General features: G+C 64.1%; 13 protein-coding genes. 6 read left to right on the top strand and 7 right to left on the bottom strand.

The features are described 5' to 3' along the window. The 4 genes from Q0S16_RS09440 to Q0S16_RS09425 all read right to left on the bottom strand — a co-directional run. A partial coding sequence (locus tag Q0S16_RS09440; RefSeq protein WP_295847462.1) for an ABC transporter ATP-binding protein occupies window positions 1-748 on the bottom strand: 748 nt, incomplete at its 3' end. Further along, window positions 745-1,677, bottom strand: coding sequence for an ABC transporter permease (locus Q0S16_RS09435; protein ID WP_295847460.1), 933 nt, complete (start codon window positions 1,675-1,677; stop codon window positions 745-747). The genes Q0S16_RS09440 and Q0S16_RS09435, both read right to left, overlap by 4 nt. After that, on the bottom strand, window positions 1,674-2,654 hold the full coding sequence (locus Q0S16_RS09430) for an ABC transporter permease (protein WP_295847459.1): 981 nt from the start codon (window positions 2,652-2,654) through the stop codon (window positions 1,674-1,676). The genes Q0S16_RS09435 and Q0S16_RS09430 overlap by 4 nt, the downstream gene beginning before the upstream one ends. A gap of 186 nt (window positions 2,655-2,840) precedes the next feature. Next, window positions 2,841-4,433, bottom strand: coding sequence for an ABC transporter substrate-binding protein (locus Q0S16_RS09425; RefSeq protein WP_295847457.1), 1,593 nt, complete (start codon window positions 4,431-4,433; stop codon window positions 2,841-2,843). Between the two features lie 224 nt (window positions 4,434-4,657). Here Q0S16_RS09425 and Q0S16_RS09420 point away from each other — a divergent pair, with 224 nt between their 5' ends. The 3 genes from Q0S16_RS09420 to Q0S16_RS09410 all read left to right on the top strand — a co-directional run bounded on the left by Q0S16_RS09420 (window position 4,658) and on the right by Q0S16_RS09410 (window position 7,287). Beyond that, a complete protein-coding gene (locus tag Q0S16_RS09420; RefSeq protein WP_295847455.1) occupies window positions 4,658-5,911 on the top strand; it encodes an FAD-dependent oxidoreductase in 1,254 nt (417 codons plus the stop codon). Window positions 5,912-6,019: 108 nt separating this feature from the next. Next, complete coding sequence (locus Q0S16_RS09415; protein ID WP_295847453.1) at window positions 6,020-6,274, top strand: DUF6489 family protein; 255 nt, start codon at window positions 6,020-6,022, stop codon at window positions 6,272-6,274. An 11-nt stretch (window positions 6,275-6,285) separates the two neighbouring features. After that, the gene (locus Q0S16_RS09410) at window positions 6,286-7,287 is read left to right on the top strand and encodes an alpha/beta hydrolase (protein ID WP_295847451.1); all 1,002 of its coding nucleotides are present in this window, start codon (window positions 6,286-6,288) and stop codon (window positions 7,285-7,287) included. On the opposite strand, the gene Q0S16_RS09405 is transcribed toward Q0S16_RS09410, so the two are convergent. The 3 genes from Q0S16_RS09405 to Q0S16_RS09395 form a co-directional block, all read right to left on the bottom strand. Then, window positions 7,244-8,224, bottom strand: a complete 981-nt coding sequence (locus Q0S16_RS09405) for an alpha/beta hydrolase (RefSeq protein ID WP_295847450.1) — start codon at window positions 8,222-8,224, stop codon at window positions 7,244-7,246. The two genes, Q0S16_RS09410 and Q0S16_RS09405, sit on opposite strands and share 44 nt — an antisense overlap. 591 nt (window positions 8,225-8,815) lie before the next feature. Further along, window positions 8,816-10,390 (bottom strand): fatty acid--CoA ligase, encoded by a 1,575-nt coding sequence (locus tag Q0S16_RS09400; protein ID WP_295847448.1) that lies wholly within the window; start codon window positions 10,388-10,390, stop codon window positions 8,816-8,818. Between the two features lie 217 nt (window positions 10,391-10,607). Next, window positions 10,608-11,480, bottom strand: a complete 873-nt coding sequence (locus tag Q0S16_RS09395; RefSeq protein WP_295847446.1) for an SDR family oxidoreductase — start codon at window positions 11,478-11,480, stop codon at window positions 10,608-10,610. Window positions 11,481-11,592: 112 nt separating this feature from the next. On the opposite strand from Q0S16_RS09395, the gene Q0S16_RS09390 reads away from it, so the two are divergent. The 3 genes from Q0S16_RS09390 to ppc form a co-directional block, all read left to right on the top strand. Then, complete coding sequence (locus Q0S16_RS09390; RefSeq protein ID WP_295847443.1) at window positions 11,593-12,405, top strand: crotonase/enoyl-CoA hydratase family protein; 813 nt, start codon at window positions 11,593-11,595, stop codon at window positions 12,403-12,405. A 235-nt stretch (window positions 12,406-12,640) separates the two neighbouring features. Next, window positions 12,641-14,179, top strand: coding sequence for an acyl-CoA synthetase (locus Q0S16_RS09385; protein ID WP_295847441.1), 1,539 nt, complete (start codon window positions 12,641-12,643; stop codon window positions 14,177-14,179). A gap of 152 nt (window positions 14,180-14,331) precedes the next feature. After that, on the top strand, window positions 14,332-16,622 hold a 2,291-nt coding region (ppc, locus tag Q0S16_RS09380; RefSeq protein ID WP_295847439.1), incomplete at its 3' end, for a phosphoenolpyruvate carboxylase.

The raw sequence follows: 16,622 nt of genomic DNA, 5'->3' as shown, positions 1-16,622 counted from the left end.
GATGCAACGGATTTTGCACGACGTCGCGGACCGGGCCGATCTCGGCGATGCGGCCGGAATACATCACGGCGACGCGGTCGGAGGTTTCGGCGATCACGCCCATGTCATGGGTGACCAGCATCACCGCGGTGCCATGGTCGCGGCCGAGCCGCTTGATCAGCGCGATGATCTGCGCCTGCACGGAGACATCGAGCGCGGTGGTTGGCTCGTCGGCGATGATCAGCTCGGGTTCGGCGCAGATCGCCAGCGCGATCACGACGCGCTGCCGCATGCCGCCGGAGAATTCGTGCGGATAGGCGTCGATACGCTTTTCAGGGGCGGGGATGCCGACCTCGGCGAGCAGGTCGATGGCGCGTTTGCGCGCCGCGGTTTCGTTGAGGTTGAGGTGGGTGCGGATGGTCTCCACCAGCTGGTCGCCGATCTTGTAGAGCGGGTTGAGGCTGGTCAGCGGGTCCTGGAAGATCATGCCGATCCGCTTGCCGCGAATCTGGCGCATCTGGTCCGGCGGGAGGTTGTCGATGCGCAGGCCGGACAGATAGATCTCGCCGCCGGCAATGCGGCCGGGCGGGTCGATCAGCCCGATCGCCGCCAGCCCGGTGACGGATTTGCCGGCGCCGGATTCGCCAACCACGCCGAGCACCTCGCCCTTGGCGATGTCGAAGGAAACGCCGTCGATGGCGCGCAACACGCCGCGGCGGTTGGCGAATTCGACGCGCAGGTCGCGGACGGAGAGGACAGGTTCGCTCATTGCAATTTCGGGTTCAAGGCGTCGCGCAGCCAGTCGCCAAGCAGGTTGATGGACAGGATCAGCGAGGCCAGCGCGATGCCCGGGAAGGCCACCACCCACCATTCGCCGGAGAACAGATAATTATTGCCGATCCGGATCAGCGTCCCCAGCGACGGCATGGTGTCCGGCATGCCGGAGCCGAGAAACGACAAAGTCGCCTCGGTGATGATGGCGAGCGCGAGGTTGATGGTGGCGATCACCAGGATCGGCCCCATCGTGTTCGGCAGAATATGGCGGATCATGATGACCCGCGCGGGAAGACCGATCAGCTGGGCCGCGGCGACATAGTCGCGGTTTTTTTCCACCATCACCGAGCCGCGCACGGTGCGGGCATATTGCACCCAGAAGCTCAGCCCGATCGCGACCACCAGCACCAGCAGCGTGGTGGTGGCATCGAGGTGGTTGCCGAGCGCCGATTTGACGACGCCGTCGATCAGCAGCGCGATCAGGATCGCCGGAAAGGTCAGCTGGACGTCGGCGATGCGCATGATCAGGCTGTCGACCCAGCCGCCGACATAGCCGGCGATCAGGCCAAGCCCGATGCCGAGCACGGCGGCGAAGCCGACGCCGAGAATGCCGACCGTCAGCGAAATCCGCATGCCGTAGAGAATCGCGGAAAACACGTCGCGGCCCTGTTCGTCGGTGCCGAGCAGGAACGGTCGTTGCCCCTCCGCGGTCCACAGCGGCGAGATCCGCGAATTGATCAGTTCGAGCTGGCGCGGATCGAACGGATCCTGCACCACGAACAGCGGCGCGAACACCGCCAGCAAAAGCAGCACCGCGACGATGAAGCCGGCCACCATGGTCAGCTTCGAGCGCCGGAACGAATAGAAGATGTCACTGTCGATGGCGCGGGCGAACAGCGAGGGCGAGGCGGGGCGATTGCTCATGCGGCGCGCCCGACGGTGGCGCGCAGGCGCGGATCGACAATGGTGTAGAGGATGTCGACGATCATGTTGATGGTGACGAAAATCAATGACACCACCAGCAGATAGGCCGCCATGATCGGAATATCGACATTCTGCACCGCCTGCACGAACAGCAATCCCATCCCGGGCCATTGAAACACCGTCTCGGTAATGATCGCGAAAGCGATCACCGATCCGAATTGCAGTCCGGCCACGGTGATCACCGGCACCAGCGTGTTCTTCAGCGCGTGGCCGAAATGGATCGCGCGGGTGCTGAGACCGCGGGCGCGGGCGAAGCGGATGTAATCGGTGCGCAGCACCTCGAGCATTTCGGCGCGCACCAGCCGCATGATCAGTGTCATCTGGAACAGGCCGAGCGTGATCGACGGCATGATCAGCGCCTTGAGTCCGGAGACGGTGAGCAGGCCGGTGGTCCACCAGCCGAATTTCACCACCTCGCCGCGGCCGAACGACGGCAGCCAGCCGAGGATGACCGCGAACAGATAGATCAGCAGGATGCCGATCAGGAAGGTCGGCAACGAGATGCCGATCAGCGACACCGCCTGCAGCACCTTGGCGAAGAACGAATCCCGCCGCAGCGCTGAGTAGATCCCCATCAATATGCCGAATCCCATCGCCAGCACGGTGGCGCAGGTGGCGAGTTCCAGCGTCGCCGGCATGCGCTCCTTCAGCAGCGCCGAGACCGGCTGGCGAAACTGGTAGGACACCCCGAACTTGAACTGCGCGGCATCGATGAAATACCGCGCGAACTGGACCACGACGGGATCGTCGAGGCCGAGCGATTGGCGGATCTCGGCGCGCTGCGCGGCGGAGGTGTCGAGCGCCACCATCTGGTTCACGGGATCGCCGGCGAAGCGAAACATCGCGAAAGAGATGATGCCGACGGCGATCATGACGCCCACGGATTGCAGGGCTCGGCGCAAAATGAAAGCGAGCATGGCGTCCCTTCGCTTTCGCAAGGATTTTTAAGAATTTGCCCGTCATTGCGAGGAGCCGTTGCGACGAAGCAATCCAGCCTTTGCTTGCGGCCTTCTGGATTGCCGCCTCGCTTCGCTAAGGGGAAAGCCGATTGGCTTTCCCTGACCTCGCAATGACGGCTGTTGGGTGCGGCGCCTTTAAGCCGCCTATTCCGACTTCACGAACCAGTAGGGCAGCACCTGGTTGTCGGCGCGCTGCACCACCTTGAGCTTCTTGGAAACGCCCCAAGCCAGCGCCTGCTGGTGCAGCGGAATGTAGGCGAAATCCTTGTTGCTGATCTCGAACGCCGCCTTGATCAGCAGATCGCGCTTGCTGGGGTCGGTTTCCTGCAGCACCTTGTCGGCGGCCGCATCGAATTCCTTGTTGCAATAGCCGCCGACATTGGTGAGGCCGCGCGAGCTGTTCGGATTATCCCGGCACCCCATGATGTCGTACATCACATTGTGCGAGTCCGCCGTCGAGGGCGTCCAGCCGAGCAGATAGAACGGGGTGTTGTAATTGCCGGATTTGAAGATCTTGGCGAAATACAGCGCCTTCGGCTGCGCGATCAGCGTCACCTTGACGCCGACCCGGGCCAGCATGCCGACCACGGCCTGGCAGATCGCGGCGTCGTTGACGTAGCGGTCGTTCGGGCAGTCCATGCTGAGTTCGAAGCCATCGGGATAGCCGGCTTCGGTGAGCAGCTTCTTGGCGCCGTCCGGATCATATTTCGGGCGGGTGAAGTCGCCGGACAGCTTGAACAGCTGCGGCGCGATCATCAGCGCGGAGGGCGTCGACAGCCCGCGCATCACGCGGGTCTTGATCAGTTCGATGTCGATTGCCTTGTAGAACGCTTCGCGAACGCGGATGTCCTTGAAGGGGTTCTTGCCCTTGATGTTGGAGTTCAGCAATTCGTCGCGCACCTGGTCCATGCCGAGGAAGATGGTGCGCAGCTCCGGGCCGTTCATGACGGTGGCATTGGCGCTGGAATTGACCCGACCGATGTCCTGGATCGGCACCGGCTCCATCATGTCGATCTCGCCGGACAGCAGCGCGGCGACGCGGGTGGCGTCGGAGGAGATCGGTGTGAAGATGATTTCCTTCAGATTATGCTCGGGCTTGCGCCACCAGTTCGGATTGACCTTGAACACGGTCTTGACGCCCGGCTGGTGGCTTTCGATGCTGAAAGCGCCGGTGCCATTGGCATGCAGCGAGGCGTAGCTGGGGGTGGTCGCGGCGGCCGGCGTCGGCGCCACGGCGTTGTTCTCTTCCGCCCACTTCTTGTCCATGATGTACCAGACGTCCCACTGGGAAATCAGGATCGGATTGGGCGCGGTCAGCACGAAGTCCACGGTATGATCGTCGATCTTGATGATCTTGGTGTCGTTCGCCACCATGGTGGCGAAATCCGACCCCTTGGCGCGGACGCGATCGGCGGAAAACAGCACATCATCGGCGGTGAAGGGGTCGCCGTTCTGAAACTTGACGTTCTTGCGCAGATGGAAGCGCCAGCGGGTCGGCTCCGGGGTTTCCCAGCTTTCGGCGAGGCCCGGAATGGTTGACAGATCCTTGTCGCGCGCGACGAGGCCCTCATAGACCTGGCCATGATGCGCGATCGTGGTGCTTTCCCGCAGCGTATAGGGGTCGAGCGACTTGAGATCGCCTTGGTTGGCGTAACGTAATGTCTGCGCCGAGGCCGGGGTAAGGGTAATGGCAATCAACGATGCGAAGGCAGCAAGGCAGGTCTGGCGAATCGACATCTCGTAACGCTCTCCATTGCGGTTATCGTCGGACAGCCGCGACGTTTGCATTGTTGGCGGAGTCTGTCCGCAGCGCAAGCTCGATTTACCGGCGGTGTCAGCCGCAAAACGCGGCAGATGGCGCAAACATTGCTTACAGCCGTTTGCGCGTCGTGGCCGCGCATCCTACCGTCACCGCAAGGCGCTAACAGAATCGCCAGGACGGTCAATTTTTCGGAGTACCTATGGGCGAACTTAAGGCGGATGTGCTTGTGCTTGGCGCGGGCATGGTCGGTGTTTCGGCGGCGTTGCATCTGCAGGCGCGTGGCCGCAACGTCGTGCTGATCGACAAGCATGAGCGGGCCGGCGAGGAAACCAGCTATGGCAATGCCGGGCTGATCGAATGCGCCTCGGTGTTTCCCTACATGTTCCCGCGCGACTTCAGCCAATTGTTGAAATATGCGCTGAACCGCTCGCCGGACGTGCATTATCATCTCGATGCGCTGCCCGGTTTCCTGCCGTGGATGATGCGTTATTTCCTGAATTCGTCGCCGGCCGGGGCGTTGCGCAGCGCGATGGCGGCTCTGCCGCTGATCCAGCGCAGCCTGTCTGAACACGAGGCGCTGATCGAGGAGGCCGGCGTGCCGGACCTGCTGCGGCGGACTGGCTGGATCAAGCTGTTTCGCGCCGAGACCAGCCTGGCCAAGGGCATCCGGGAACTGGAGCGTGACCGCGCCTACGGCGTCACCGGCGATGTGCTTGATGCCGCCGCGATCGCCGTGCGCGAGCCGAATCTGTCCGGCGATTTCGCCGGCGCCATCCATTGGCCGGCGCCCGGTTTCATTCCCGATCCCGGCGGTCTGGCGAAGGCCTATGCCGCGCTGTTCCTCCGCAAGGGCGGCCGTTTCATCGCCGCCGATGCGCGTACGCTGGTGCAGGGCGATGGCGGCTGGCGCGTCGCCGGGCCGAACGGCGCGCTGGTCGGGCGCGACGTCGTGGTCGCGCTGGGGCCATGGTCGGACCAGATTTTTCGCCCGCTTGGCTATGACATTCCGCTCAGGACCAAGCGTGGCTATCATTTGCATCTGGCGCCGTCGGGCAATGCCGTGCTGCATCATCCGGTGCTGGATTCGGACCGTGGCTATCTGCTGGCGCCGATGAATCGCGGCATCCGGCTGACCACCGGCGCCGAATTCGCCCGCCGCGATGCACCACCGACGCCGGTGCAGATCGAGCGCACGCTGCCGATGGCCCGCGCCATGTTTCCGCTCGGCGATCCGATCGAAAGCCAGCCATGGATGGGCTCGCGGCCCTGCCTGCCGGACATGCTGCCGGTGATCAGCCGGGCGCCGCGCCACAAGGGCCTGTGGTTCGATTTCGGCCACCAGCACCATGGTCTGACGCTCGGTCCGGTCAGCGGTCGATTGCTCGCGGACATGATTACCGGGCAGTCGCCGTTCACCGATCCCAAGGCGTTTTCGGTCGAACGGTTCGGCTGACCGACGCCCCGTCGAATTCACTTCGCTTGCATCGAACAGTCGACAGCGGCGATACTGCCGCTGTTTCGCCATCTATCATAACAGGCGAAATCGATTGAGGAGCGTTCGATGAAAGTATCTGTTGTCGTGGACTGTTCGCCCGAGGAGGCGCGCGCCTTCTTCGGTCTTCCCGACGTGCAGCCGATGCAGGCGGCGATCATGGAGCAGATGCAGGGAAAGATGATGGCCAACATCGACAAATTCTCCCCGGAATCCATCATGCAGAGCTGGTTCAGCTTCGATCCCAAGATGGGCGAGCGCTTTCAGGAAATGTTCGTCAACATGGCCGGGATGGCCACCGGGCGGATGCCGGAAAAGAAGTAGCGAGCGCGCCGATGATCGAGATGCCGCCGCTTCGCTACGCGCAGGTCAACGGCATCCGCATCGGCTATTATGATGCGGGGCCGGCCAGCGATGCGCCGCCGATGGTGCTGTGCCATGGCTGGCCCGAACTGGCATTTTCCTGGCGCCACCAGATCAAGGCGCTGGCCGAGTCCGGCATCCGCGTCATCGCTCCGGACCAGCGCGGCTACGGCGCTACCGACCGTCCCGACAGCGTCGAGGACTACGATATCGAGCATCTGACCGGCGACCTCGTCGGCCTGCTCGATCATCTCAAGATCGACCGGGCGATCTTCGTCGGTCACGACTGGGGCGGCTTCATCGTCTGGCAGATGCCGTTGCGATATCTCGATCGCGTCGCCGGTGTGGTCGGAATCAACACCCCGCATAGCGACCGCGCGCCGGTCGACCCGCTGCAGATCTACCGCAAGCGGTTCGGCGAGCAGATGTATATCGTCCAGTTTCAGGATCCGGCGCGCGAGCCGGACCGCATCTTCGCCGCCGATGTCGGCAAGACCTTTGACTTTTTCATGCGCAAGCCGATGTCGCGGCAGCCTCAGCCAGCCACACCGCACGAAACATCGACCGCGGGCATCGGCGCGGCGGCGACAACCAATCTGGCATTTCCGCAAATGGTCGCCGGCTACGATCCGGCCCGTGACCGGCGGCCGAACATCCTGTCGGAAGATGAGAAGCAGGTGTTCGTCGAGGCCTTCGAACGATCCGGCTTCACCGGCGGCATCAACTGGTATCGCAACATGACGCGGAACTGGGAGCGCAGCCTCGGCCTCGATCACATCGTTCGGGTTCCGTCGCTGATGATCATGGCCGAGAACGACCCGGTGCTGCCGCCGTCGGCCGCCGACGGGATGGAAAGGCTGATCCCGGATCTGGAAAAATATCTGGTCAGGAACAGCGGCCACTGGACGCAGCAGGAGCAGCCGGACGAAGTCAGCGCGAGGCTGCTCGAATGGCGCCGGCGACGGTTTGGCTGATGGCCCGCGCGCCATGGGCATGCCTGGCGATCGCGTCGACGATGCCGCTCCACATCGAGATCGGGATCGCGTGGCCCATGCGCTCGATCATCAGCAGCCTGGCGCCGGGGATGGAAGCCGCGGTGTCGCGGCCGGCATCGGGATGCACCAGTGGGTCGACGCTGCCATGGATCACCAGCGTCGGCGCCGTCACCGACTTCAGGCGCTTCTTGCGGCTTCCCGAAGCCAGGATGGCGCGGAGCTGGCGGCCGACGCCTTCGGGATGCAGGCCGCGGGCATAGGTGCGTTCGGCGCGGTCGAGATCGCGCGCCTCGTCGTCGGGGAAGCTGCCGACGCGCAGGAACAGCCAGGTCTGCTTGAACCGCTCAATGAACGCGTCATAGCCCGACGGCTGCGGCTGCAGCAGCATCGCGGCGACGGCGCGGCTCGGCTGCGGCAGCGAGGGATGTCCGGTGGTCGACATGATCGAGGTCAGCGATCGTACCCGCTCGGGATAGGTGATCGCGATCTCCTGCGCGATCATGCCACCCATCGACGCGCCGACGATATGCGCCGAGCGGATGTGCAGGACTTCGAGCAGCGCGACCGCGTCGGTCGCCATGTCGGCGAGCTTGTATGGGGCGGCGACCGGGGTGCCGAAATAGCGCAGCTTCGCCACCTCGAACAAAGTCAGCGGCTTGCCGCCGCTCATCTTGCTGGACAGGCCGATGTCGCGGTTGTCGAAACGGATCACGCGGTAGCCGTGTGCCGCCAGCGCCTTGCAGAATTCGTCGTCCCAATGGATCATCTGGGCACCGAGCCCCATGATCATCAGCATCGGCTCGGCTCTGTCGTCGCCGAACACGTCGTAGCAAATCTCGATACCATTGGCGCGCACCAGCCGCGGCGGCTGGTATGTGGACGATGATAGGACGGGATTTGCAGCGTGGTGGGTCATGTCAATCATATGACACGAACTTCACAGATTGCGGAAGCCACAACTCTGTCATCGCCCGAGCAAATCGCCGCAGCGCTTAACGGGAGCTTGCCGGCGGATTGTGACGGTCCGATTGTGACACGGCGATTGTGACAATGGAACCTGGGTCCTGTTTTGATCGGCGCGCTAAAATGTTTATCGCCGTCATGGCGAGGTTAGGGAAAGCCAATTGGCTTTCCTCTTAGCCCTTGCGACGAAGCCATCCAGTCTTTGCTTGTGGCTCTCTGCATTGCCGCGTCGCGGAGTTTATCATCGGGCCGGCGAAGCTGGACCCGGTGGCTCCCAGCAAGAAACTTGTCCCGAACGCGGCGCCATGCGCCTCCGCGGGAGGCGTCAGGCGCCGCGGAGCCGGGACCGCCAGAAACGCCGTCGCCTGATACGGTCCCGGCCCGGCGGAGCGGCATGCCGGCGATGCAAGGGCATCGCCTGAGAATGCCGCAGCGCGTCCGGGACACGAGTCCTATCTTTCATATCTCAGGATCGGCCGAAAGGCCGGTGCCGAACTCGCAATGACGGCCGTGAGTGATGAGCATTATTCATATAGGGCGGGCTTCAGTTCACCTGCCGCTCGCGGCCTTCCCAATAGGGGTCGCGCAGGTGTCGTCGCAAAATCTTGCCGGAGGCATTGCGGGGTAGGGCGGCGATGAAGTCGATCGTCTTCGGCGTCTTGAAGCCGGCGATGCGCTGTCGCGTGAAGCCGATCAGCTCGGTGGCGCTGAGGCACTTGCCGGGCTTCAGCACCACCATGGCCTTCACCGCCTCGCCCCAGACCTCATCGGGCACGCCGACCACCGCGACCTCGGCGACATCCGGGTGATCGCAGATCGCGCTCTCCACTTCGGCCGGATAGATGTTCTCGCCGCCGGAAATGATCATGTCCTTGATGCGGTCGTGAATATACAGATAGCCGTCGGCGTCGAGATAGCCGGCGTCTCCCGTGCGCAGCCAGTTGTCGGCGTCGAGCGTGCGCGCGGTGGCGTCCGGCAGATTCCAGTAGCCCACCATGTTCGAGCCTGAGCGCGTGGCGATCTCGCCGACTTCGCCGACCGGCAGCGGCTGGTTGTTGGCATCGAGGATGGCGATCTCGACGCCCGGGAGCGCCTTGCCGGCGGAGCGGATGCAGGCGCGGTCCGCGACGTGGTCTTCCGGTGCCAGCACCACGATGGTGCCGGTGGTCTCGGTCATGCCGTACATCTGCACGAAGCCGCAGCCGAACACCGCGATGCATTCCTTCAGCAGCGCCGCCGGAATCGGCGAGGCGCCATAGAGGATGTAGCGCAGCCTGGAAAAATCCATCTCGCGCGCGCGCGGCTGCCGCACGATGAACTGCATCGCCGCCGGCACCAGGAACAGTTTCGAGATGCCGAAGCGTTCAAAGAAATCCAGTACCTTGGTCGGGTCGAACTCCCGCGCGATCACGCTCTTGGCGCCATGATACAGGCCGTAGACCGCCCAGCCGACGCCGCCGATATGAAAGATCGGCATCGCCACCAGCGAGACATCGTCCTCGGTCCATTTGTTCCAGTCCGGCGTGTCCTGCTCGGCGATCCGCAGCAGCGACAGGAAATTGTCGTGCGACAGCATGGCGCCCTTCGGCTTGCCGGTGGTACCGGAGGTGTAGAGCTGGATCGCGACCTCGTTCTTGCCGAGCGGTGTGTCGGGGTCCCGGTCATTTTGCGCGTCGCGCCAGCTTCGAAAATCCTGCCACTCGGAGGCGCCGCCTTCGGTGGTCATGAAGAAGCGCACGCCGGGGAGCTGCGACTGCAGGTCGCGAACCTGCTCGACGAATTCCGGGCCGACGAACAGGATCGCCGCCTTGCAGTCCTCGACGATGAAGGCGATCTCGGGCCCGGCCAGCCGCCAGTTCACCGGCGCCATCACGATGCCGGCCTTGATGGCGCCGAACAGCAATTCGATGAAGACGTCGCTGTTCTTGCCGAGATAGGCGACGCGCTCGTGGCGCTGCACGCCGAGCGCCATGAGGCCATTGGCGACGGCATTGCTGTGACGGTCGAGCGTGCGAAAACTGGTGCTGTGCCCCTCGAACACCAGCGCCGTGGCATCGCCGCGGATCTGCCCCTGCAGGCGCAGCACATCTGCCAGCGTCGCCGCCTCTGAAACGGACATGGATTTCCCCCTGCGTTTTATTAGTTGGGGGAGAGTGTGATGTTGATAGTTGGGAATGACAAGCCGGATCGACGGCGGGTGTCCCGGATGCGGTGCAGCATTCTTATGCTGCTCCGCGGAGCCGGGATCCCGGTTATTGCTTCCGTCACCGGGGCCCCGGATCAGCAGCGCACCACGTCGCAAACGCGACGCGTTGCGCAGCATCCGGGGAATGGGTTCACCCCCGAGCCGCTCTGTCCTTGTCGTTCTGCGCCTTGATGCTGTCGCGGGCCTGGGTCCAGTCGGCGTCGGACCAGTCGCGCAGCTGATAGAAATTGCCGCCCATCGCCAGCGCCTGGCCGCCGTCCATGGCGATGGTCTCGCCATTGATCCAGTCGCAGCCGCCGGAGATCAGGAACACCGCGAGGTTCTGCAATTCCTCCATCTTGCCGACCCGACCCATCGGGTTCTGCGCCTTGGTGCGGGCGCCGGCCTCGTCACCGGGTTTTATCCGTTTGCTCATGCCCTCGGTGGGAATTTCGCCCGGCGCAATCGTATTCAACCGGATGCCATAGCGGCCCCATTCGGTGGCCAGCGACATCGTCATGGCGTGGATCGCCGATTTGCTCATCGTCGACGGCACCACATAGGGGCTACCATTGCGCACCCAGGTGACGGTGATCGACACCACATTGCCGGGGGTGTGGCCGGCGATCCATCGTTTGCCGACCGCATGCGTCACATAGAAGGTGCCGTGCATCACGATGTTGGCGACGGCGTCGAAGCCGCGCGGCGTCAGGTCCTGGGTGCGGGCGATGAAATTGCCGGCGGCGTTGTTGATCAGGTCGGTGAGCGGGCGATCGACAAAAATGCCCTCGATCATCGCATCCACCGCGGCGGCGTCGGCGATGTTGACGCCATGGCTGGTGACCTTGCCGCCATACAGGTCCATCAGCTCGGTGGCGGTCTCGTCGCAGACGCCCTTGCGGCGACCGCAGATATGCACCTCGGCGCCGAGTTCGAGGAAACGCGCCGCCATCGATTTGCCGAGGCCGGTGCCGCCCCCCGTCACCAGAATGTTTCGCCCTGCGAGAAGCTGCGGATTGAACATGGCTGTTTCCTGCTTTAAGAGGAGGCTTCCGGGTTAGTTAGTTGATTGACTAAACCGGACAAGGCGCGGCTGTAAAGCGGCGCGCCATAAAAAATTGAGGGAGGAAACACCGATGGAGGACCGCGTTTCGGTATCCATTTCGCACGGCGTTGCCGATGTCCGTCTGGTCCGCGCCGACAAGATGAATGCGCTGGATGTGGCGATGTTCGAGGCGCTGGTGGCCACCTCGGACCGGCTCAGCCGCGAAAAGGGGCTTCGCGCGGTGGTGCTGTCGGGCGAGGGCAGGGCGTTTTGCGCTGGCCTCGACATGGGGCGATTTGCTGCCATGAAGGAGCACGGCGGCGAGGGCATCCCCGGCGCGCCGAAGCGCGACCTCGCGGCCCGCACCCATGGCCTCGCCAATCATTCCCAGCAGGCGGTATGGGGGTTTCGACAATTGCCGGTGCCCGTCATCGCCGCGGTCCACGGCGTCGCGTTCGGCGGCGGCTTCCAGCTGGCGCTCGGCGCCGACATCCGGCTGCTGGCGCCGGACGCGCGGATGTCGATCATGGAAATCAAATGGGGGCTGGTGCCGGACATGGCGGGCACCCCGATCCTGGCCTCCCTGGTGCGCGACGATATTTTGCGCGAGCTCACCTATACCGGGCGGATCTTCTCGGCGCAGGAAGCGCTGGGCTACGGCCTCGCCACCCGCATCGTCGATGATCCCCGCGCCGAGGCGCTGGCGATGGCGCGCGAGATCGCTGGCAAGAATCCGCAAGCGATCCGCGCCGCCAAGCGCCTGCTCAACAATCTGGCCGCCGACCCCGGCCCGGCGCTGCTGGCGGAATCGGTCGAGCAGGCGGCGCTGATGGGCCAGCCCAACCAGCTCGAGGCCGTCCGCGCCACGATCGAGAAGCGCGCGCCGAACTTCGTGGATCTGTGATCGTTCGCTGAACTGAGGTGCTCCGGCCTCTCCCCGTCATTGCGAGGAGCCAACGGGTCCGGCTTCGTCGGCCCGATGATAAACTCCGCGACGCGGCAATCCAGATGGCCGCGAACTCCGCAAAGACTGGATTGCTTCGTCGCAAGGGCTAAGGGGAAAGCCAATTGGCTTTCCCTGACCTCGCAATGACGAGGGGGCTATCGAAAATCAAGAATAACAATTCCGGAAACGCTCCATGACCACTTTGTTCAACGGCATCATCAGCGGACCGCGCCGTCGCAGCTTTAATGACGTTACCGAGCGCGCCACGCGGATCGCCGGCGGGCTGCGGCGGCTTGGCGTCAAGCCGGGCGACAGCGTCTGCGTGTTGATGCGCAACGATATCGCGTTTCTGGAAGCCGCCTATGCGGTGATGCAGCTCGGCGCCTATGCGGTGCCGGTGAACTGGCACTTCAAGCCGGAAGAAATCACCTATGTGATCCAGGATTCCGGCAGTCGCATCGTGATCGGCCATGCCGATATGCTGCATCAACTGCGCGAGGCGATTCCGCCGGGTGTCACCACCCTCAGCGTGGCGCCGCCGCCGGAAATCCTCGCCAATTACAGGATCGATGCCGCGCATCTCGAAGCCCCCGACACTGCCATCGACCTGGAATCCTGGCTGGTCGAACAGGCGCCCTATGCCGGGCCGGCGCTGCCGCAGCCCTCCAACATGATCTACACCTCGGGCACTACCGGGCATCCCAAGGGCGTCCGTCGCAACATGCCGACGCCGGAGCAGATGGTGTCCATCGACCAGATGCGGGCGCGGGTCTATGGCCTGAAGCCGGGCGCGCGGGCGCTGTTGCCGGGACCATTGTATCACTCCGCGCCAAATGCGTTCGGGCTGCGCGCCGGCCGGCTCGGCGGCGCGCTGGTGCTGATGCCGCGCTTCGAGCCGGAGGAGTTCCTGCGCATCATCCAGGATGAAAGGATCGATACCGTCTTCATGGTGCCGACGATGTTCATCCGGCTGATGAAACTGCCCGCGGAAGTACGCGATAAATATGATGTTTCGTCGCTGCGCCACGTCATCCATGCGGCCGCGCCGTGCCCGGCCGACGTGAAGCGCGCGATGATCGACTGGTGGGGCCCGGTGATCTTCGAATTCTATGGCTCGACCGAGTCCGGCGCCGTCACCTTCGCCAGTTCCGAGGATGCGCTGAAGAAGCCGGGCACGGTCGGCAAGATCGCCCCGGGCGCCGAATTGCGCTTCCTCGACGATGACGGGAAAATCCTGCCGCAAGGCGAGATCGGCGAGATCTATTCGCGTATCGCCGGCAATCCGGATTTCACCTATCACAACAAGCCGGACAAGCGCGGCGAGATCGACCGCGACGGCTTCATCACCTCCGGCGATGTCGGCTATATCGATGCCGACGGCTATGTCTTCATCTGCGACCGCAAGCGCGACATGGTGATTTCCGGCGGCGTCAACATCTACCCCGCCGAAATTGAAGCCGCGCTGCACGGCGTGGCCGGCGTGCATGATTGCGCGGTGTTCGGCATTCCCGACGAGGAGTTCGGCGAAGCGCTGATGGCGGTGATCGAGCCGCAGCCCGGCGTGGTGCTCGATCTCGCTTTGGTGCGGCTGCAATTGAAAAAGGCGCTGGCCGATTACAAGGTGCCGAAGCGGATCGAGATCCAGTCGAACCTGCCGCGTGAAGACTCCGGCAAGATCTTCAAGCGCCGGCTGCGCGATCCCTATTGGGCGAAGGCCGGGCGGGTGATCTAGGCACAGCCGCCGTTCCCCGGACGCGGCGCACTGCTCCGCCTCCCAGCGGCGTGCCGCACCGCGTCCGGGAAATGACAAGCCCGTATCTTGGCCTTGCGTGCAGTGCAAAAACTTGCGACTCAAGGGAGCCGGTAACTTTCTGGAGTATGCGCGTGTCAGCCCTGACCCTGCCATCCGACCATGAGACTGCCGTCAACCGCGGCGACGATGCCGCGGCCCTCGAAGCCGATGCGCGGCTGCGCGAGGACATCAGGCTGCTCGGCCGCATCCTCGGCGACACCGTCCGCGACCAGGAAGGCGAAGGCGTGTTCGACCTGGTCGAGCGCATACGCCAGACCTCGATCCGCTTTCACCGCGACGAGGACCTGCCGGCGCGGCGCGAACTCGAGACCATCCTCGACGGCATGTCGACCGCCGAGACGGTGCGGATCGTCCGCGCCTTCAGTTATTTTTCCCATCTCGCCAATATCGCCGAGGACCAGAACAACATCCGCCGGATGCGCGCGCAGCGCGCCGGTGGCGCGCCGTCATCCGACACCCTGGCCGGCGCCATCGCCCGCGCCCATGACGCCGGCATCGACGCGCCGGCGTTGCGAAAATTCTTCGGCACGGCGCTGGTGTCGCCGGTGCTGACCGCGCATCCCACCGAGGTCCGCCGCAAGAGCACCATCGACCGCGAAATGGAGATCGCCGCTCTGCTCGATCGGCGCGAGCGCATGCAGCTCACCGCGGAGGAGGTCGAGGCGTCCGAGGAGCAGCTGCGCCGCGCCGTGGTGACGCTGTGGCAGACCAATCTGCTGCGCCGGACAAAACTCACCGTGCTCGACGAGGTCGCCAACGGGCTGTCGTTCTACGACTACACTTTTTTGCGCGAAGTGCCCCGGCTGCATTACGCGCTGGAAGACAGGCTAAATGGCGACGGCTCCGAGGAGGAGCTGGCACCGTTCCTGCGCATGGGCAGCTGGATCGGCGGCGACCGCGACGGCAATCCGTTCGTCACCGCCGAGGTGATGCGCGGCACCCTGGCGTTGCAGAGCGCGCGGGTGATGAATTTCTATCTCGATGAGTTGCATGTCCTGGGCTCTGAACTGTCGCTCGCCGCCCATCTCGCCGACGTCTCGGATGAATTGCGAGCGCTGGCGCAGCGCTCGCCCGATACTTCGCCGCACCGCGCCGGCGAACCCTACCGGCTGGCGGTGTCCGGGATCTATGCCCGGCTGGCAACCACCGCGCACGCGCTGGGTGTCGAAGCCCGGCGCCATCCGGTCGGCGTTGCGGCTGCCTATGGCACCGCGCTGGAGTTCAAGGCCGATCTCAACGTGCTGCATCGCTCGCTGGTGTCCAACAATTCGAAAGTGATCGCGCGTGGTCGGCTGCGGGTGATCCGCCGTGCGGTGGATTGCTTCGGGTTCTATCTCGCCAGCCTCGATATCCGGCAGAACTCCGCGGTGCACGAGCGCACCATCGCCGAACTGATCGATGCCGCGATGCCTGGCACGTCCTATCTCGCACTCGGCGAGGACGCGCGCATCGCGCTGCTGACCGGCGAACTCCGCAACACCCGGCCGCTGACCTCGCCATTCGTGAAATACAGCGACGAGACGCTGGGCGAGCTGGCGCTGTTCCGCGAAGCGGCGGTGGCCCATGCCCGGTTCGGCGCGCGGGTGATCCCCCATTGCATCATCTCCATGTGCAAGGGCGTCTCCGACATGCTGGAGGTGGCGATCCTGCTCAAGGAGGTCGGCCTGGTCGACTCCGCCGGCCGCAGCTCGATCCACGTCGTGCCGCTATTCGAGACCATCGAGGATTTGCAGGCGTCGTCGGCGATCATGGACCGGCTGTTCTCGCTGCACGACTACCGCCGTCTGGTGGATAGTCGCGGCGGCGTGCAGGAGGTCATGCTCGGCTATTCCGACAGCAACAAGGACGGCGGTTTTGTCACGTCCGGTTGGGAACTGTACAAGGCCGAGATTGGCCTGATCGATGTGTTCGAGCGCCATCACATCCGCATGCGGTTGTTTCACGGCCGCGGCGGTTCGGTCGGGCGCGGCGGTGGCCCGAGCTATGACGCCATCCTGGCGCAGCCCGGCGGCGCCGTGGACGGCCAGATTCGCATCACCGAGCAGGGCGAGATCATATCGAGCAAATATTCCAACGCCGAGGTCGGCCGCAACAATCTGGAAATCCTTGCCGCCGCGACGCTGGAAGCGAGCCTGCTGGCGCCCAAGCACAGCGCGCCGTCGGACGCATATCTGGAGGCGATGGAGCAGCTCTCGGCGCTGGCCTTCAAGGCGTACCGTAATCTCGTCTACGAGACCGACGGCTTTGTCGACTATTTCTGGGAATCGACTGTCATCACCGAGATCGCGACGCTCAACATCGGCAGCCGCCCGGCGTCGCGCAAGAAGACCCGCGCCATCGATGACCTGCGCGCGATTCCCTG

It is taken from the genome of Tardiphaga sp., assembly GCF_025356345.1.
GTDB lineage: Bacteria > Pseudomonadota > Alphaproteobacteria > Rhizobiales > Xanthobacteraceae > Tardiphaga.
This window is presented reverse-complemented; position numbering and strand designations above follow the sequence as displayed.